This is a genomic window from Paraburkholderia franconis (genome assembly GCF_009362735.1).
GTDB classification, from domain to species: domain Bacteria; phylum Pseudomonadota; class Gammaproteobacteria; order Burkholderiales; family Burkholderiaceae; genus Paraburkholderia; species Paraburkholderia franconis.
The window spans coordinates 154,581-173,313 of record NZ_WHNP01000003.1 but is presented as its reverse complement, the minus strand read 5'-3'; the positions used below and the strand labels follow the sequence as shown (position 1 = coordinate 173,313).

Below are 18,733 nucleotides of genomic sequence, written 5' to 3'. Positions count from 1 at the left end.
CGTCTTGCAGCGCGGGCATGCTGGCGGATGGCCTTGCAGGCGCGTTGGGAAGGGCCCTGAAAATCGCCTGAAAACAGGCCGGAGAGTTGACTTGGAATCGATCTGAAATCGGCCCGGAACTGTTCGGGAAAAGGCGTGGAAAAAGCCTGTGCATTCGTGCCACGAGCCAGCCTGCGCGAACTGTGCCGCCGACGGCGCGAGACGCCGACCACTGACCCGCAACCGCGCGCCTTGCGCGCAAGAGACTGACGAGCCATGCCACGTTTTGCCCACATCTTCGAAGCCGCTGCGGACACGTTGAACGCCTACTATCAGGCGGTCGCGGAGGTCAATATCGACAGCTTGATGGGCCTGTGGATCGACGAGGAATTCGTCAGTTGCATCTGCGCCGATGGCTCGCATCTGCACGGCCTCGACGCGATCCGCGCTGGCCTCACGCTTCAGCTCGAAGCGCAGCCGGTGTCGATCGAACCGCTCGACATCCGCGTCTACGACAGCCTGGGCACGGTCGTTTACGCGATTGCCGAAGCGCATCGTCCGGCGGACCCGGCGGCCATTCCGTCGATGATCTTCACGACCTATGTGATGGTCCATGAGCGCGGCGAGTGGAAGATCGCGCATATCCACGCGAGTGCGATGCCGAACGAAACGGCCACGCAGTTTGCTGCCAAAATGAGACATGGTCAGGGCGCTCTGCACTGAAGCGCCCCGCGAGACCTGCTTTGCCGAAGCCTCGCCTCGGGGCTTCGCCTGAATACCGGTGTTGGCATGAGCACGACCCACGACAAGAAAGCCTCCTCCAGACCGGCCCTCGATGCAGCAGCGGTGGCCCTGGAGGCTGTGATGGGAGCGCCCGTCGAGGCGACCGTCGACCTGCTCTACCGCGCCCCGCTCTGGCTGCCCAACAGCCATATCCAGACGATCGTCCCCGCCCTGTTTGGCCGCCGTCCTGTGGTGGCCTACCGGCGCGAGCGCTGGGATACGCCCGACGGCGATTTCATCGATCTCGACTGGCTCGCACCCGATCCTCTCACCGGCTATCGCGCGTGCCCTGACGCGCCGCTTTTCGTGCTGTTTCACGGACTCGAAGGCAGCTCGGATTCGCATTACGCGCGCACGCTGATGGCGGCCGCCTACGCGCGTGGCTGGCTTGGCGTCGTGCCGCACTTTCGCAGTTGCAGCGGGTCGATGAACCTGTTGCCGCGCTTCTATCATCTCGCCGACAGCAACGAAGTCGACTGGGTGTTGCGCCGTCTGCGCGAGATGCACGCGGGGCCGATCGTGGCGGCGGGCGTGTCGCTGGGCGGCAACGTGCTGCTGCGCTGGCTCGGCGAGCGCCGCGAGGACGCGTCGATCATCGCGGCGGCCGCGGCGATCTCCGCGCCGCTCGACGTGCACGCCGGAGGCCGCGCGCTGTCGCAGGGCTTGGGCATGATCTATACGCGCAGCTTCCTGAAGACGCTCAAGCAGAAGGCGCAGCAAAAGCTCGCGCAGTACCCGGGCCTGTTCGATCTCGACGATGTACTCGCGAGCCGCACGATGTATGAGTTCGACGACGTCGTGACGGCGCCCTTGCACGGCTTCCGCAATGCCGACGACTATTGGACCCGCGCGACCACCCGCCCGCTGCTGCCGGAAATCACAGTGCCGACGCTCGTGCTGAATGCCCGCAACGACCCTTTCCTGCCCGGCGCCGTGCTGCCGTCACGCAGCGAGGTATCATCGGCGGTGCAACTCGATCAACCGGAGCACGGCGGACACGTCGGCTTCATGACGGGCCCATTCCCCGGCCGTATCGACTGGCTTTCGCGCCGCGTCTTCGGCTACTTCGATCCGTTCACGCACCATGGATGACATCGTCAGGCAGGCTCTCGCCAAATGGCCGAACGTGCCGCATTGCACCGGCTGGCTGCTGCTCGACAGGCGCGGCAACTGGCGCATGCGCGACGAAGCGGCGCAAGCGGCGGGCGCGCCCGGCGAGCCGATCCGCCACACGGCGCTGCTCGGCTTCATCAACCGCAACTACGAAGCCGATGACCGGGGCCAATGGTTCTTCCAGAACGGGCCGCAGCGCGTGTACGTCGAACTCGTCTACACGCCGTTCGTCGTGCGGCTCGCCACCGACGACGCGACCGGCAAGCTCACGCTGACCGATCAGGCGGGCGCAGCGTTCGAACCCGCCGCCACATATCTCGACGACGAAGGCGGCATTCTCTTCACGGACGAATCAGCGCCCGCGCGCATCGCGGTCCTGCACGATCACGATCTCGACCTGTTCTCCGAGCACGCGGAACTCGCCGGCGACGGCCGCAGCGGCCAGTTCCTCTGGCGCGACGGCATCGCGTTACAGCTGGAGCCGGTGCGCAAGGCTGAAGTCGAGAAGCGCTTCGGATTCGTCGCAAGTCCCGCTGCGCGCGCCACGGCAGAACCAGCCTCCGCTTCGGACAAATCCGCGCGCTAGCTGCTGTCCTTTTCGTCGTCGCGCTCTTCCTTGTAGCGCGCCTCCAGTTCATGCAGACGCGCGTCGATGGTCGACAGGTCGTAGTAGCCGACCGACTTGATGTCGCGCGCTTCCTTTAGTTGCCGGATCGCCGACGGCCACGCCCCTTCCAGCGCGAACTTCTCCGCGAGCGCGCGATGCTGCGTCAGCGCATCGCCCGTGCCGACGCTCGCCTGCGCGAGATAGCGCCACCAGACGGGCTGCTGCGGATCGGCGCGCGTCTCGCGCAGCGCCTGCGCTTGCGCCTCGCTGAAACGGCGCGCGGTGAGGAGCGTCTGCAGATGCATGTCGATGGCCGCGTGCGATTGCGGCCAGCGCTTTTGAGCGAGTTCCGCGAGACGCATGGCTTCGTCGTTGCGACCGGCGCGCCTCGCGATGTCGACGGCGAGCACGTCGAGGCTCGGCGAACTGCGCGTCGCGTCGCCCTCCGCGCGCTCGGCCGACTCGAACGCCGCGCGCGCATTGGCGAGCGCTGCGGCTGCGTCGTCGTAACGTTCGAGCAGCGTCTGCGCGTAAGCGATGCCGTACCAGTTGCCCGCCACGTTGATCGCGGTGCGGTCCTCGATCTCCGAGCGCATGCGCGAAATATCGTCCGCGTACTCGCTGCGCGAGCGGTCCCGCAGCACGCGTGCCCGCGCGCGCACGAACGCGTATTCCGACGACTGGCGCGGTTGCCGGTACGGCGAGCGGCGTGCGCGGTCGGACATATCGGCGATGCGCTCGCCCGTCAGCGGGTGCGTGCGCGCGTAGGCGGGCGCGCCGGCATCGCTCATCGACGCGCGATCGAGCCGCTCGAAGAACGCGACCATTCCGTACGGGTCATAGCCCGCGCCCGCGAGCAGCTGAAAGCCGACGCGGTCCGCTTCATGCTCAGCCGCGCGCGAGAAGCGCAACTGGTTGTCGACGGCGTAGGCCTGGCCGCCGACGGCGATCGCGCTGCCCAGATCGCCGCTATGCGCGAGCACGCCCGCCAGCACGCCGAGCAGCATGCCCGCCAGCGCCGCATAGCCGCTGTGCTCGCCCGCCGTGATCATGCGCGCGATGTGCCGCTGCAGCACGTGGCCCATTTCGTGACCGAGCACCGACGCGAGCTCCGATTCCGTCTGCGTCGCGACGATCAGGCCCGTGTTCACGCCGATAAAACCGCCCGGCAGCGAGAACGCGTTGATCTGCGCATCGCGCATCGCAAACAGATCGAAGTCCGGACGATAGCCGCCGACGTACTGCGCGGCTGCGGCGGCGGCGAGCTTCGCGGCGATCGAGTTCAGATAGTCGCGCACCAGCCAGTCGTCGAGATAGTCGGGATCGCTGCGGATTTCACGCATCACGCGCTCGCCGAGCTTGCGCTCGGCTTGAGGCGTGAGCGTTCCGCCCGAGCCGTCGCCGAGGTCAGGCAGCTGTTGCGTCGACATCGGCGCGCGCAGGCTCGCATTGCCGCCGGGGTTGCCCGAGAAGCGCGCCTGCGCGCCGCCGTACATGCCGAACACGCCTTGCGCGATATCGTGCGGCACGGAAGCATCGCCATACGTGTCGAGCGGCCCGGTGACGAGCGGCAGTTCCGAGGTGTTCGACGGCTGCGCGATGATCGCGGGCGGAACGGCGAGCGTGACGGACAACAACGCAGCGATAAACCGTTTCAGACGCATTGCGGACGATGGGCGAAATCGAAAGCGGCGTAAGGAGCCGAAAGGAACGGGCCTGTTGCGATTGTACCGAGGCAACGGATGTGCAGGCTTCCTGAAACGCCTGAGCGCCGGCTCACGCGCGATCGAGCGCCGCCACGCGATGTGGGTTATCGTGAACTGACGGCAATCCGCGCCCGAGAGCCCGGCGGCATCCTGCGCTGCTATGATAGGCGCCCTCTGAAGGAGCCAACCATGCCCGAACTCACTCATTTCGACGCTGCCGGCCAGGCGCATATGGTGGACGTCGGCGGCAAAACGGAAACGAAACGCATCGCGGTCGCGCGCGGATCGATCCGGATGCTGCCCGCGACGTTCGAGCTGATCCGTAAAGGCGAAGCGAAGAAAGGCGATGTGATCGGCATCGCGCGCATCGCCGCGATCCAGGGCGCCAAGCGCACTTCCGATCTGATTCCGCTCTGCCATCCGCTCGCGCTCACGCGCGTGGCCGTCGATTTCGAACTCGACGAGACGGTGCCCGCCGTGCATTGCCGCGTGCAGGTCGAGACGCTGGGGCGCACGGGTGTCGAGATGGAGGCACTGACGGCCGTGCAGGTCGGCCTTCTGACCGTCTACGACATGTGCAAGGCGGTGGATCGCGGGATGACGATCACCGACGTGAAGGTGCTAGAAAAGCACGGCGGGAAGTCGGGGGATTGGGTGGCGCAGTGACGGCGCACTGAGCGCGCCGCTCGCGTTTCTACGACATCGGAACGGGCGACTCAACTTTCGTCGTCGCCATCTTCTTCGTCGTTCTCGTTGATGCCCTTCGGCGGCGTTCCATACTTCTTCACCAGTTCCGCCTTGAACGCGGCCAGCGTCTTCTGCTGATCGCACAGATCGTACAGATACGCGAGCTGCGAAGGCCAGTCGTGCAGCTCTTCCGCAAAAATCTTGAGCCGGTCGACGGTATCGAATGCGCCGTTCGTGTCTCCGGCGAGCGCCTGCAGCACCGCATAGCGACGCAGCACCGTTTCGCCCGGCAGCAATGCAATCGCCTGACGATGCATTGCGAGCTTGTGCGGCAGGTCCTGCGCGTTCATCGGCAGGAGCGTCGCCATGCCGTATTCGCCCCATGCGCCGAACAGGAACGACGGGTCCTCGCGATACTGATCGAACGGACGCGAGCCGTAGTACAGCACCTCCGAGCGCGCGTAATCTCGATAGACGGGATACAACGCAGCCAGCCCGCCGAATACGATCACGACGAAGGCGCCGAACGATACGCCGCCCGGAATCAGACGCAGCGGCTTCGTATCGAGCAGGCCGAACACGAACATCGCGGGCAACAGGAAGAACATGTATTGCTGCGGATATTCGACGAGCGCGTGCATCATGAGCACGCCGATCATTGCGAGACCGAACACCCGCGCAGCCGTGTGCGGCACGCGCACGACGCGCACGAACCATGCGCCCAGCCCGAGCAGCACGATGCCGAGACCGATCAGCCCCGTCTTTGCGAGCAGATCGATAAAAATGTCATGCGCGTTGTTCGCGATCTCCACGCCGCCTAACGCCTTCGCCAGATCGAACTGATAGCGAGGGAATTCGCCCCAGCCGACGCCGAGCAACGGATGCGTGCGGAACATCGTCAAGCCGTATTTCCACAGCGCGATACGCGGTGCAATCTGGCTCGCGTCCTTCATGCGCTCCGCCGCGGACTGTGCGAGACCGAGATCGTAATGCAGGTTCGCCCAGCGAATCGCCGCATTCACCGCAACGAACAACACGGCGAGCACGACGGGCAACAGCCACTCGCGACTGCCGCGGCGCCGGGACGCATTGCGGCGCTGCTCGGCGAACGCCATCCAGAAGCCCGCGACGACAATCACGCCCATCTGCAGCCACGGTCCGCGTGAAACGGTCAATGCAAGCCCGCCCGTGTATATCGCGGACACCAGCAGCCAGATGAAGACGTTGATGCGCCGCGTCTGTACGAGGTACATCGCGCCCGCCGTCGCGAACGCGATGTAGGTTGCGAGGTGATTGGCCTGCGCCATGTTGCCGAACGGCCGGCGGTCCGACGTCACGTTGTACGCGACGACGAGCGGCGTCACTTTCACCTCGAGGTGGAACAGCTGGATCACCTGGCAGAAAACGGCAAAAAGCCCGCCGACCACCAGCGCGAACGCAGCCACCGTCACCACGGTTTCCGACAGATTCGCCCGACTGAACCCATAGCCCGCGTGCACCGCCATGAACGCAGCAAGCAGGAAGCCCGCGCCCAGCCAGTTCATCGACGGCTGCGCGACGGGCAGCACGATCGACTGCGCGATCAGCACGAGCCCGAATGCCAGAGGCACCAGCGCCACCACGGGAGACGCGAACGCCACACGCGGCCGCGCCGTCGACACCAGAAAGGCGACGCCCGCGCCCAGCAGCAGATAGAGCGACAGCGCCGTGAATTCGGCATAGAACGTCGGGATCGGGTACGTATGGTTGACCACGGCATACGGCAGGATCAACGCACAGGCCAACAGGAATAAGGACAGGTAACGCGCAAAGGGGTTGGACATGAGTAACCGGGGATCTCAGCAACCGGCGCACTATACAAAAAAATCCTTGCGCTGTGCGCCGGCCGGCCGAAATAACCTCGAATCGAGCCACGGCGCGAAAGCTTTTGCCGTGACCCTTTACGATGTTCAACAGATTCACGACGCGCGACCCGTCATCGAGTTCCCATCAGCCGCGGCACTCCGGCGGCGCGAGGTTCGACGCCAGCGTCGGAGCGTCCACGGGCATGGGTCCGGCGCCCGGCGCGGGGAGCGACGATGCGGCCTTGCCGCGTGCGAAGCATTCCCATGTGATCGTGCCCTTCTGCACCGCGCCCTTCGCAAGCGCGACGCGCGCAGTCGGCGTGTCCGCGTTATCGGGCGCGGACGGCACGAACACGATCGTATTCGCGCCGTCTTCGGCGACGCGCGCGGTGAACGCGACTGTGATCTGGCCCGTGTCGTCGTCGATGTGGATCGACTGGACATTGCGCGTGGCGGGCGGCGAAGCATAACCGCTGCCGAACGCGTTGCCGCTGCCGGCGTTCTCGCCGACGGTCAGCTGGGCAGCCGCCGCCAGCGACAGTCCCTCGCCGACGCGGCTGCGCGCGAGATAGTCCTGATAGGCAGGAATGGCATACGCCGCGATCACGCCGACGATAGCCAGCACGATCATCAGCTCGATCAGCGTGAAACCCCAGAACCGGCCGATGCGCGCAAGCGCGGCGGACCATGGACGCAACGAACGGGCGCGCCGCCCGGGGGCATGAAGCGTGGACAACGAAGCAACGGCAACAGTAGCGATCATCGGCAGACTCCTCAAAACGAAGGCGCCTGCCCCGGGAATCAGGACAGGCGCTTCGATCGTAGCGAGCCACGAATGGCGCCGGCAGTCAGCCGAATGGCTAATGGTGCGCGTGCGAATGCATCGGTAGAGTGAATGGCGTCAATGCATGCCGGGCGGCGTGCCCGTGATGCGCGCCGCGTTTCGCCGCTTCAGCGCGTAGCCGGCTATCACGACGAACAGCGCGAAGGCGATGCGCATGCCGTACTCGGCAATGGGTGTGTCGAGGATCGGCCAGCGGTCGCCGGCCGGGTCGTTGACGATGAGGCCGCCCGCGATCCAGCCGAGCAGCGCGCCGCCGATCGTGATGACGACCGGGTAGCGGTCCAGCAGCTTCAGAACGAGCTGGCTGCCCCACACGATCAGCGGAATGCTGACGAACAGCCCGAACACGACGAGGGCAATGCGGTGATGCGGCTCGGCGGCTTCGGCCGCACCTGCAATCGCGATCACGTTGTCGAGGCTCATCACGGCATCGGCGATGATGATCGTCTTGATCGCCGTAATCAGCTTGTCGGCGGGTTTGACGTTCGCGTGCGCGTCGGGTGCGGGCGCGAGCAGACGCACGCCGATCCACAGCAGCAACAGGCCGCCCGCGAACTTGAGCAGCGGCACGTCGAGCAGCGCGACGGCGAACGCGATCAGCACCACGCGCAGCAGGATCGCGCCCAGCGTGCCCCACAGCACGCCCTTCGTGCGCTGCGCAGCCGGCAGATTGCGGCAGGCGAGCGCGATCACAACTGCGTTATCGCCACCCAGAAGGATGTCGATGACGATGATCTGAAAAACAGCGCCCCAATGGAGCGTGGTGAGGAACTCGAGCATGGAAAGCAGAATAAAAGGTGGCGAAAGCTGCAGGCAACAAAAAAGCGAGGGAGCAATCGCTCGCTCCCTCGCTTTGAACTGCGCCTTACGAAAGAATTTCGTAAGAGTACCAAAAAACGCCGCAACCAGCCGGCGTTTCCGGCGCTATCGCCACACGTCTTACAGGATCGACTTCAGAAGGCGGGCCATTTCCGACGGGTTCTTCGTGACCTTGATACCGCAGGCGTCCATGATTTCCAGCTTCGCGTCGGCCGTATCCGCACCGCCCGAGATCAGCGCGCCGGCGTGGCCCATGCGCTTGCCCGGAGGCGCCGTGACGCCGGCGATAAAGCCGACCACCGGCTTCTTCATGTTGTCCTTGATCCAGTACGCCGCATTCGCTTCGTCCGGGCCGCCGATTTCACCGATCATGATCACGGCGTCCGTATCGGGATCGTCGTTGAACATCTTCATCACGTCGATGTGCTTCAGACCGTTAATCGGGTCGCCGCCAATACCGACTGCCGACGACTGGCCGAGGCCCAGCGCCGTCAGCTGGCCGACTGCTTCGTACGTCAGCGTGCCCGAACGCGACACGACGCCGATGCGGCCTTTCTTGTGGATGTGGCCCGGCATGATGCCGATTTTCAGTTCGTCCGGCGTGATCGTGCCCGGGCAGTTCGGTCCGAGCAGCAGCGTCTTGCGGCCTTCGCGGCGCATACGGTCCTTCACTTCGATCATGTCGCGAACGGGGATGCCTTCCGTGATGCAGATCGCGAGATCGAGATCGGCTTCGACGGCTTCCCAGATTGCTGCAGCAGCGCCCGCGGGCGGCACGTAGATGACCGAGACGGTCGCGCCCGTTTCTGCCTTCGCTTCCTTGACGCTCGCGTAGATCGGAATGCCTTCGAAGTCTTCGCCAGCTTTCTTCGGGTTCACGCCCGCGACGAACGCTTCGCGGCCGTTTGCGTATTCACGGCATGCGCGCGTGTGGAACTGACCGGTCTTGCCGGTGATGCCCTGCGTGATGACCTTGGTGTCTTTGTTGATCAGAATCGACATGTATTGACCTCTGTTCGTTTGGCGACATGCGCTTTAGCGTCTTGCGGCAAAAACTCTCTGCCGCGCCGCTCGCACGCCGCCATTCGTAATCCCGTGATAAGCGCCGGGGCGATCAGGCCTTGCCTGCAGCAGCCGCGACGACCTTCTGCGCAGCTTCTTCCATGCTGTCCGCCGAGATGATCGGCAGGCCGGAGTCAGCCAGCATCTTCTTGCCGAGGTCTTCGTTTGTGCCCTTCATGCGCACGACGAGCGGCACTTGCAGATCGACCGCCTTCGATGCCGCGATCACGCCTTCCGCGATCACGTCGCAACGCATGATGCCGCCGAAGATGTTGACGAGAATCGCCGTCAGGTTCGGGTTCTTCAGCATCAGCTTGAAGGCTTCCGTGACCTTCTCCGTCGTCGCGCCGCCGCCGACGTCGAGGAAGTTCGCCGGCTCGCCGCCGAACAGCTTGATCGTGTCCATCGTCGCCATTGCGAGGCCCGCGCCGTTCACGAGACAGCCGATGTTGCCGTCGAGCGAGATGTACGCGAGGTCGAACTTCGATGCTTCGACTTCAGCGGGATCTTCTTCGTCCAGATCGCGGTAAGCGACGATTTCCGGATGACGGAACAGTGCGTTCGAGTCGAAGTTGAACTTGGCGTCCAGCGCGATCACCTTGCCTTCGCCCGTCAGGATCAGCGGGTTGATTTCGGCCAGCGATGCGTCCGTTTCCCAGAATGCCTTGTACAGACCTTGCAGGATCGCGCGCGCTTGCGGAATCGATGCGTCGGGCACGCCGATCTTCTTCGCGAGATCGTCGGCCTCGGAATCCTGCAGACCCTTCGACGGATCGACTGCGACCTTGTGAATTGCGTCCGGAGTCTTCTCAGCGACTTCTTCGATGTCCATGCCGCCTTCGCTCGAGGCCATCACGACGACCTTCTGCGACACGCGATCGATCACGAGACCGACATACAGTTCCTTCTTGATGTCAGCGCCTTCTTCGATCAGCAGACGATTCACCTTCTGGCCTTCCGGGCCCGTCTGGTGCGTGATCAGCTGCATGCCGAGAATCTGGTTCGCGTATTCGCGGACCTGGTCGAGCGACTTCGCGACCTTCACGCCGCCGCCTTTGCCACGGCCACCCGCGTGGATCTGAGCCTTCACGACCCACACCGGGCCGCCCAGCTCTTCAGCGGCCTTGACCGCATCGTCCACCGAGAAGACCGGCTTGCCGCGCGGTACCGCGACTCCGAATTTCCGCAGGATTTCCTTACCCTGGTACTCGTGAATCTTCATGCGTGATTCCCTTCAGTCTGAGAGTTGGATTGAACTTCGCTTCCGCCTGGACCGCTTACTCGGGACGGGCCGTCTTCACGGTCTGTCCGTCGGGCGCGGCGTCCGCGCGATCCGCTGAACGCGGCGCGTGGCCATACCAGCGCGGATAAAACTGGCGCACCGCCTCGCCGTCGAATCGCAGCGCATGGCAGCGGCCCAACTGGAATGGCGGTTTGTCGTTTGATTGCTCGCTTGCTTGACCGCTCGCGTGCTCGTTCGAAGCGTTGTTTTGCGCGTCCTGTCCGTTGCTGCCCTGTGCGTGCTGGCTCGAACCGTCTCCCGATCCGTTTTGCGAACCTGCGTGCTGCCCGTCCCCCGGCTTTCCCCTCGCGGTGTTCCACACGTCGCCGGCGAACGCCTGGATGGCCGCAGTCGGCAGGACTGCGCACAACTCGGTGAGATGCGTGCAGCCAGCCGTGCCCGCCAGCAAGCGGGCGGCATCACGGCGAAAGTTGCGGAACAGATTGAGCCCGATGAGGGCCCGATAGGCGGGATTGGAGGCTTCACACAGACCGGGATACGGCACCCAGTCGGACGACGCTTCAGCGTCGACGACATTGAGCTTGCGATCGATCGTGATGCGGAGCCAGAGTTCATGGATCGGCAGGCCGTTCGGCCGGACACCCGACGCAAGCGCCACATCACGTGGCTTTTCGTCGGTGAGGCACGCCTCGATATCCCACAAGTCATCTTCACGCTCGTATGCGTCCACTCGGATTGCGCGGCGATGGCGCAATTGTCGGGACACTGGCGGGGAGAGCGGCATGCGAGAAAAAAGGCCGGATTGAAGAACCGTTGAATTTTAGCATACTGGGTATTTGAGACTGGCCGAAGCCCGCAGGGGCTTGTTCCGCTGGAAGTTGCGCGGGGTTGCGGCACAGATATCACGTGCGTTTCATCCGGCGCGGCTGTCATGGGGCGCCCGATTTATTCGCCCTATTCCGACGCACAGTCTTCGTCGATACCCTTGAGGATCTTCCCGATGATCGCCTGCGAAAAACCACGCGCGGCAAGGAAGCGCGCCTGCTTCGCTCGCTCGTTGGGCGTCTCGGGGAGTTGGCCGAACTTCTTGCGCCACACGGCTTCAGCGCGCGCCAGTTCCGTTTCGCGCAATTGCGCGCTGACTTCTTCGACTAGCCCCTGCCCGACCGAATGGCGCTTGAGTTCGCCGACAATGCGGCCCGCGCCCATGCGCGACGCGCGTCGGTTGATCAGGCTTTCCGCGAAACGCGAATCGGATAGCCAGCCTTCACTTTCTAGCGAATCCAGCAGTTCGTCGATGGATTCGCCCTCCTCCGCGTACGGCGCGAGCTTGCGCGACAACTCGGCGCGACTGTATTCGCGGCGCGAAAGGTAGCCGAGCGCGCGGCCTTTGAGCGAACGCGCGGGGCGTTGTGATGTGCGGCTTGCCGTATCGGCGGATTTGGCCTCGCCAGGCTGGCGACGTGATCGGGTGTAAGTGGTCTCGCCGCTGCCATCGCCCGAACGGTTGGGAGGAGACGGACGGGAAGCCGGACCGTGCCCCGAGGCACGATCGTGGGCATCGAACGATTCGAACGGATCGAAATTGTCCGATGACGAGTCGTGTGTACGCGACGACACGACAGGCGCAGATGAAACTGAAGATGAGCGTGGCGACGATTCGAATGCCTCGTCGTCACACGGGCCGCCCGCATCGTGTCCTGCGTCCCTGGTGGAAGCAGGACGCGAAGAAACGGGGCGGCCCTTGCGTATCACGCGACGATTATTCTTCTTCGCCCGCGACTTCCGCGTCCGCACTCACTGCGGCGTCCGTCGGCATCGCGTTCACACCGAGCGATTCGCGGATACGGTTTTCGATCTCGCGTGCGATCTCGGGATTCTCACGCAGGAATTCACGCGCGTTGTCCTTGCCCTGGCCGATACGCTCACCGTTGTAGCTGTACCAGGCACCGGCCTTGTCGACGATCTTCGCCTGCACGCCGAGATCGATGATTTCGCCCTGACGCGAGATGCCTTCGCCATACAGGATGTCGAAGATCGCTTCGCGGAACGGCGGCGACACCTTGTTCTTCACGACCTTCACGCGCGTTTCATTGCCGATCACTTCGTCGTTCTTCTTGATCGAACCGATACGGCGAATGTCCAGACGCACCGACGCGTAGAACTTCAGCGCGTTGCCGCCCGTGGTGGTTTCCGGGTTGCCGAACATCACGCCGATCTTCATGCGGATCTGGTTGATGAAGATGACGAGGCAGTTCGTGCGCTTGATCGTGCCCGTCAGCTTGCGCAGCGCCTGCGACATCAGACGCGCCTGCAGGCCAGGCAGTGAATCGCCCATTTCACCTTCGATTTCAGCCTTCGGCACGAGCGCCGCAACCGAGTCGATCACGATCATGTCGATCGAGCCCGAACGGACGAGTGCGTCCGCGATTTCGAGCGCCTGTTCGCCCGTGTCCGGCTGCGAAACCAGCAGATCGCTGACGTTCACGCCGAGCTTTTGTGCGTACTGGATGTCGAGCGCGTGTTCCGCGTCGATGAACGCCGCCGTGCCGCCGAGCTTTTGCATTTCGGCGACGACCTGCAACGTCAGCGTGGTCTTGCCCGACGACTCAGGCCCGTAGATTTCCACCACACGGCCACGCGGCAGACCGCCGACGCCCAGCGCGATGTCGAGGCCCAGCGATCCCGTCGAGACCACCTGGATATCTTCGACTGCCTCACCTTGGCCGAGCCGCATGACCGACCCCTTGCCGAACTGCTTTTCGATCTGCGCAAGCGCGGCAGCAAGGGCCTTGCTCTTTTCCGCAGTCAGTCCAGCCGAGCCTTTCTTGCTTTCTTCCATGAATCGTCCTTTGCTATGATGAACGGCGTCTGAGGCAGGTGCACCGGCTGATTCGACACCGCTTTGAACACGGTATGAACAGTCAGCACGCTAAACGCAGACACTGTATAAAAAAACAGTAGTTTTGGCAAGCCCGAATCACATGCGGACGTCCGCATGTGCGAAGCGGGCCACACTCGCTACCCACAAAAAATTTTTCGGAGACGCTGTGCGCCGGAGCGCCCCGGTGCCGGCCGGGCAGGGCGCATCATGCGAATTCTCATTGCCGAAGACGACAGCATACTCGCGGACGGTCTCGTCCGATCACTCCGCCAATCGGCATACGCCGTTGACCACGTGAAGACGGGCGCGGAAGCGGATACCGCGCTGTCGATGCAGACTTTCGACCTCCTGATTCTCGATCTCGGACTGCCGAAAATGTCGGGGCTCGAAGTGCTGCGGCGCCTGCGCGCGCGCAATTCGAACCTGCCCGTGCTGATCCTGACGGCAGCCGACAGCGTCGACGAGCGCGTCAAGGGACTGGACCTCGGCGCCGACGACTATATGGCCAAGCCCTTTGCGCTCAACGAGCTCGAAGCACGTGTGCGCGCGCTGACCCGGCGCGGCGCGGGCGGCGGACCGACCGTCGTCAGGCACGGATCGCTGTCGTTCGATCAAGTCGGTCGAATTGCCTATGCTAATGATCAGGTTATCGATCTCTCCGCGCGTGAGCTAGGATTGCTCGAAGTCCTGTTGCAGCGGATCGGGCGGCTGGTATCGAAGGAACAACTCGTCGATCACCTGTGCGAATGGGGCGAGGAAGTCAGCAACAACGCGATCGAGGTGTACGTGCACCGGCTACGCAAGAAGATCGAACCGAGCGGCGTACGCATCATCACCGTGCGTGGGCTTGGCTATTGTCTCGAGAAGGCCGCGCCGTCGCCACAGGCGCAACCGCAAACGGCTGGCGAGCAGGCATCGCCGCAGACACCGGCGCCACAGCAATCCGAGGCGACCGCGTCGGCAGCGATGCCCGCCAGCCACCACTTCAAGTAAAGGCGCTCCATGTCCGTCCGCGCACCACGCGCCACGGCGCACGCGGCGGATATCGACGAAGTCCGCGACGCCCGTTACGCGAATCCGTTCGCGCCGCCCGACGAAACCGAAGCGGCGGCTGAGACGCGCCCGCGCTCGCTGTTCGGCGAAATTCTCGACTGGATGCTCGCGCCCCTGCTGCTGCTGTGGCCGATGAGTCTTGCCGTCACGTATCTGGTCGCGAAGTCGATCGCGAACGGGCCGTTCGACCGCGCGCTGGAAACCGACGCTTACGTGCTCGCGCGACAGATTCATCCCGTCAACGGCGTCGCCGAACTGACCCTGCCCGAGTCGACGCGCGATTTCCTGCGCGCCGACAACATCGACAGCGTGTTTTATCAGGTACTAGGCACACGCGGCGAACTGGTCGGCGGAGATCGCGATATGCCGCTTCCGCGTGAAGAGGACCGGCCGCAGCCGGGCATCGTCGAATTTCGCGACGACCTGCTGCGCGGCAACGACATCCGCGTGGCCTATACGACCGTCGAGTTTCCGCAGACGCCCGGCGCGCAGCCCGTGCTCGTGCAGGTGGCCGAGACGCTCGACAAACGCAGCGCGCTCGCCAACGACATCATCAAAGGCGTGATCCTGCCGCAGTTCGTGATCCTGCCGCTCGCGATTTTGCTCGTCTGGTTCGGGCTGTCGCGCGGCCTCGCGCCGCTGCATGCGCTGCAGGCGCATATCCGCGCGCGCCGCCCCGATGACCTGTCGCCGCTCGAAGCGCGCCGCGCGCCGCCCGAAATCGAGCCGCTCGTCACGTCGTTCAACGACCTGCTGACGCGCCTCGAACAGAACATGGAACTGCAAAAGCGCTTCATCGCCGACGCCGCACATCAGATGAAGACGCCGCTCGCCGGCTTGCGCACTCAGGCCGAACTGGCGCTGCGGCAGGATGCGTCGGCGGAAGTGCATCGTTCGCTCGAACAGATCGCAACCAGTTCCGAACACGCCGCGCGGCTCGTCACGCAGCTGCTCGCGTTGGCGCGCGCGGAGAACCGCATGTCCGGGCAGATCTTCACGCCCGTCGAGATCGGCGACGTCGCCCGCAGCGCCGTGCGCGACTGGGTCCAGGCGGCGCTCGCGAAGCAGATGGATCTCGGCTACGAAGGGCCGGAAACGCCCGAAGAAGCGATCGAGGTGGAAGGCAACCCGGTCATGCTGCGCGAAATGCTGTCCAACCTGATCGACAACGCGATCCGCTATACGCCCGCGGGCGGACGCATCACCGTGCGGGTGCGGCGCGACGATGTTGCGGGGACGGCCCATCTGGAAGTCGAAGACACCGGCATGGGCATTCCCGCCGCGGAGCGCGAGCGCGTGCTGGAGCGCTTCTATCGGATTCTCGGACGCGAAGGAGATGGCAGCGGCCTCGGTCTCGCGATCGTCCGCGAAATCGCGACGATGCATGGCGGCAAGCTCAGCATCGACGACAACGTGTATCAGACGTCGCCGCGCCTGGCCGGGACGCTCGTTCGTGTCAGCCTGCGGATGCTGGATCGTGCACAGGACTTACCCTAACCTGTCAGTTTGGCTCGTTTCCGTCAGCAATCGTATGCGGACCGTTTTCAAGCGGTTCCCGCATGAATAGACGAAGTTAGACTGAACTTGACCAACGTTAGCCAGATGCGAGCACTCTCAAAAACAGGCATTCCGAGTCAGAACGCCGTAAGTTTCCGCTCCAATAATCGCTACACGGCAACGCCTGTCTGGGCGAACCGCAACTGATATCAATATTGGAGACGACATATGGCTACCGTAAGCGGGCAAATCTCGCACGCGCCGATGACGAAAGACGAGAAACGGGTGATCTTCGCGTCGTCGTTGGGCACGGTTTTCGAATGGTACGACTTTTACCTGGCCGGCTCCCTCGCGGCCTACATCAGCAAGAGCTTCTTTTCCGGCGTCAATCCGACGGCCGCCTTCATCTTTACCCTGCTCGGCTTCGCGGCCGGTTTCGCGGTGCGCCCGTTCGGCGCGCTGGTGTTCGGGCGGCTCGGCGACATGGTCGGCCGCAAGTACACGTTCCTGATCACAATCGTCATCATGGGTCTGTCGACCTGCGTGGTCGGCTTTCTGCCAGGCTATGCGGCGATCGGCTTCGCATCACCGGTGATCTTCATCGGGATGCGTCTGCTGCAAGGCCTCGCCCTCGGCGGCGAGTACGGCGGCGCCGCAACGTATGTCGCGGAACACGCGCCCGCCAACCGGCGCGGCTTCTACACCGCATGGATCCAGACGACGGCGACGCTCGGCCTGTTCCTGTCGCTGCTCGTGATTCTCGGCGTGCGCACGTGGATGGGCGAAGAAGCGTTCGGCAGCTGGGGCTGGCGCATTCCGTTCATTGCATCGCTGTTCCTGCTGGGCGTTTCGGTGTGGATCCGCCTCCAACTGCGCGAGTCGCCAGCATTCGCGCGGATCAAGGCTGAAGGCAAGACGTCGAAGGCACCGCTCTCGGAAGCGTTCGGGCAATGGAAGAATCTGAAGATCGTGATCCTCGCTCTGATCGGCGTCACGGCCGGCCAAGCGGTCGTCTGGTACACGGGTCAGTTCTACGCGCTCTTCTTCCTGACGCAAACGCTGAAGGTCGATGGCGCGAGCGCGAACATTCTGATCGCGATCGCACTGCTGATCGGCACGCCGTTCTTCCTGTTCTTCGGTTCGCTGTCCGACCGCGTCGGCCGCAAGCCGATCATCATGGCGGGCTGCCTGATCGCGGCGCTGACGTACTTCCCGCTGTTCAAGGCGCTGACGCACTACGCGAACCCGGCTCTCGAAGCCGCGACGCAAAAGGCACCCATCGTCGTCATCGCGAATCCGGACGAGTGCTCGTTCCAGTTCAACCCGGTCGGCACGGCCAAGTTCACGACGTCCTGCGATATCGCGAAGAGCGCACTGTCGAAGGCCGGCTTGAACTATGACAACGTGGCAGCGCCAGCGGGCACGCTTGCGCAGATCAAGGTCGGCGACACGACGATCGACACGTATGACGGCAAGGCCGCGGGCGCCAAGGAAGCAGGCGCGACGTTCGACAAGACCCTGAGCACCGCTTTGAAGACTGCCGGCTATCCACCGAAGGCCGACCCGTCGCAGATCAACTGGCCGATGACGGTCGTGATCCTGACGATCCTCGTGATCTACGTGACGATGGTGTACGGGCCGATCGCGGCGATGCTGGTCGAGATGTTCCCGACGCGCATCCGCTATACGTCGATGTCGCTGCCGTATCACATCGGCAATGGCTGGTTCGGCGGCTTCCTGCCCGCGACCGCGTTCGCGATCGTTGCGGCCAAGGGCAACATCTACTCGGGGCTGTGGTATCCGATCGTGATCGCGCTGGGCACCTTCGTGATCGGCCTGCTTTTCGTGCGGGAGACCAAGGACTCCAACATCTACGCGCAGGACTGAGCGCCGCGTAACTGACGAGGAGCCGCAAAAAAGATGCCGGTGGGGGTTGACAGCCTCCGCCGGCATCTTCATAATCTCGCTTCTTTCGGCGAATTAGCTCAGTCGGTTAGAGCGACGGAATCATAATCCGCAGGTCCGGGGTTCGAGTCCCTGATTCGCCACCAAATGCAAAAAGCCGCTGTTTCTCACGAAACAGCGGCTTTTTCATTTCCAGCGCCAATCTAAAGGATCGATGGACGCGCAACCAATCGGGCTGCGCGCGCGCTCACCGCTCCACGATTCTCGTCAGATTCCCCCGCACCTTCTGCAGCAGCGCGATGAGTTGCTTCACCTCGTCATCGGTCAATCCGCCCAACCCCTCCGCTGCGATCTGATCGCCGACTTTCTTCGCGTCGTCCAGCGTCCGCTCGGCCTTCTCCGTCAAACGAATCTGTTTCTCGCGCCGATCGCGTGGATTGCCGACGCGCTCGATCCATCCACCCTCTTCCATTCGGTCGAGCAGCCGGCCAGCCGAAATCGGCGCGACTTCCAGCAGATCCGCGAGCCGTGCCTGATTGATATCGCCGTAATGCGACAGATACGCGAGCGCACGGCATTGAGCGCGCGTCAGGTCTATCGACAGCCGGGCAAGGTCGTCGAACCGCTTGCCGACCAGTCTGCCGACATCGGAAATGAGAAAGCCGAAGCGCTCGTCGAATTGGGTTTTCATCGCGCGATTATACGAA

Annotated in this window: 17 protein-coding genes and 1 tRNA gene; 8 read left to right on the top strand and 10 right to left on the bottom strand. The window is 63.8% G+C overall.

Translation table 11 applies throughout. The annotated features are described in order from the left end of the window. The first annotated feature begins 255 nt into the window (after positions 1 to 255). The 3 genes from GCT13_RS04230 (at position 256) to GCT13_RS04220 (ending at position 2,461) form a co-directional block, all read left to right on the top strand. Positions 256 to 702, top strand: coding sequence for a nuclear transport factor 2 family protein (locus GCT13_RS04230; protein ID WP_090865533.1), 447 nt, complete (start codon positions 256 to 258; stop codon positions 700 to 702). Positions 703 to 768: 66 nt separating this feature from the next. After that, positions 769 to 1,854 (top strand): hydrolase, encoded by a 1,086-nt coding sequence (locus GCT13_RS04225; RefSeq protein WP_407670743.1) that lies wholly within the window; start codon positions 769 to 771, stop codon positions 1,852 to 1,854. Next, entirely contained in the window at positions 1,847 to 2,461 is a 615-nt protein-coding gene (locus GCT13_RS04220; protein WP_152755500.1) for a DUF2946 family protein, read from the top strand. The genes GCT13_RS04225 and GCT13_RS04220 overlap by 8 nt, the downstream gene beginning before the upstream one ends. Here GCT13_RS04220 and GCT13_RS04215 read toward each other — a convergent pair. Next, a complete protein-coding gene (locus GCT13_RS04215; RefSeq protein WP_152755499.1) occupies positions 2,458 to 4,146 on the bottom strand; it encodes a M48 family metalloprotease in 1,689 nt (562 codons plus the stop codon). The two genes, GCT13_RS04220 and GCT13_RS04215, sit on opposite strands and share 4 nt — an antisense overlap. Positions 4,147 to 4,377: 231 nt before the next feature. On the opposite strand from GCT13_RS04215, the gene moaC reads away from it, so the two are divergent. Further along, a complete protein-coding gene (gene moaC, locus GCT13_RS04210) occupies positions 4,378 to 4,854 on the top strand; it encodes a cyclic pyranopterin monophosphate synthase MoaC (RefSeq protein ID WP_152755498.1) in 477 nt (158 codons plus the stop codon). 50 nt (positions 4,855 to 4,904) lie between these two features. Here the strand turns inward: moaC and GCT13_RS04205 are convergent, their stop codons facing one another. From GCT13_RS04205 to recA, 8 genes are all read right to left on the bottom strand, one after another. Next, a complete protein-coding gene (locus GCT13_RS04205) occupies positions 4,905 to 6,698 on the bottom strand; it encodes a PglL family O-oligosaccharyltransferase (RefSeq protein ID WP_152755497.1) in 1,794 nt (597 codons plus the stop codon). A 166-nt stretch (positions 6,699 to 6,864) separates the two neighbouring features. Next, on the bottom strand, positions 6,865 to 7,482 hold the full coding sequence (locus GCT13_RS04200) for a pilin (protein WP_152755496.1): 618 nt from the start codon (positions 7,480 to 7,482) through the stop codon (positions 6,865 to 6,867). Positions 7,483 to 7,620: 138 nt separating this feature from the next. Further along, positions 7,621 to 8,343 (bottom strand): TerC family protein, encoded by a 723-nt coding sequence (locus GCT13_RS04195; protein WP_152755495.1) that lies wholly within the window; start codon positions 8,341 to 8,343, stop codon positions 7,621 to 7,623. 159 nt (positions 8,344 to 8,502) lie between these two features. Next, on the bottom strand, positions 8,503 to 9,384 hold the full coding sequence (gene sucD, locus GCT13_RS04190) for a succinate--CoA ligase subunit alpha (RefSeq protein WP_152755494.1): 882 nt from the start codon (positions 9,382 to 9,384) through the stop codon (positions 8,503 to 8,505). Between the two features lie 112 nt (positions 9,385 to 9,496). Then, positions 9,497 to 10,666 carry an ADP-forming succinate--CoA ligase subunit beta gene (gene sucC / locus GCT13_RS04185; protein ID WP_152755493.1) on the bottom strand — a complete coding sequence of 390 codons (1,170 nt, stop codon included), beginning with the start codon at positions 10,664 to 10,666 and terminating at the stop codon, positions 9,497 to 9,499. Positions 10,667 to 10,721: 55 nt separating this feature from the next. Next, complete coding sequence (locus tag GCT13_RS04180) at positions 10,722 to 11,471, bottom strand: DUF2889 domain-containing protein (protein ID WP_152755492.1); 750 nt, start codon at positions 11,469 to 11,471, stop codon at positions 10,722 to 10,724. A gap of 170 nt (positions 11,472 to 11,641) precedes the next feature. Then, on the bottom strand, positions 11,642 to 12,442 hold the full coding sequence (gene recX, locus GCT13_RS04175) for a recombination regulator RecX (protein ID WP_407670742.1): 801 nt from the start codon (positions 12,440 to 12,442) through the stop codon (positions 11,642 to 11,644). Positions 12,443 to 12,449: 7 nt separating this feature from the next. Then, complete coding sequence (gene recA / locus GCT13_RS04170) at positions 12,450 to 13,529, bottom strand: recombinase RecA (protein WP_090865522.1); 1,080 nt, start codon at positions 13,527 to 13,529, stop codon at positions 12,450 to 12,452. A 249-nt stretch (positions 13,530 to 13,778) separates the two neighbouring features. Here recA and GCT13_RS04165 point away from each other — a divergent pair, with 249 nt between their 5' ends. The 4 genes from GCT13_RS04165 to GCT13_RS04150 all read left to right on the top strand — a co-directional run bounded on the left by GCT13_RS04165 (position 13,779) and on the right by GCT13_RS04150 (position 18,172). Then, on the top strand, positions 13,779 to 14,564 hold the full coding sequence (locus tag GCT13_RS04165; protein WP_152755491.1) for a response regulator transcription factor: 786 nt from the start codon (positions 13,779 to 13,781) through the stop codon (positions 14,562 to 14,564). Positions 14,565 to 14,573: 9 nt separating this feature from the next. Then, positions 14,574 to 16,121 carry a sensor histidine kinase gene (locus tag GCT13_RS04160; protein WP_152755490.1) on the top strand — a complete coding sequence of 516 codons (1,548 nt, stop codon included), beginning with the start codon at positions 14,574 to 14,576 and terminating at the stop codon, positions 16,119 to 16,121. A 228-nt stretch (positions 16,122 to 16,349) separates the two neighbouring features. Continuing rightward, entirely contained in the window at positions 16,350 to 18,008 is a 1,659-nt protein-coding gene (locus tag GCT13_RS04155; RefSeq protein ID WP_152755489.1) for an MFS transporter, read from the top strand. An 87-nt stretch (positions 18,009 to 18,095) separates the two neighbouring features. Continuing rightward, a tRNA-Met gene (locus GCT13_RS04150) sits at positions 18,096 to 18,172 on the top strand. Positions 18,173 to 18,273: 101 nt separating this feature from the next. Here the strand turns inward: GCT13_RS04150 and GCT13_RS04145 are convergent. Further along, positions 18,274 to 18,717 carry a MarR family winged helix-turn-helix transcriptional regulator gene (locus GCT13_RS04145; RefSeq protein ID WP_152755488.1) on the bottom strand — a complete coding sequence of 148 codons (444 nt, stop codon included), beginning with the start codon at positions 18,715 to 18,717 and terminating at the stop codon, positions 18,274 to 18,276. Positions 18,718 to 18,733: the final 16 nt, after the last annotated feature.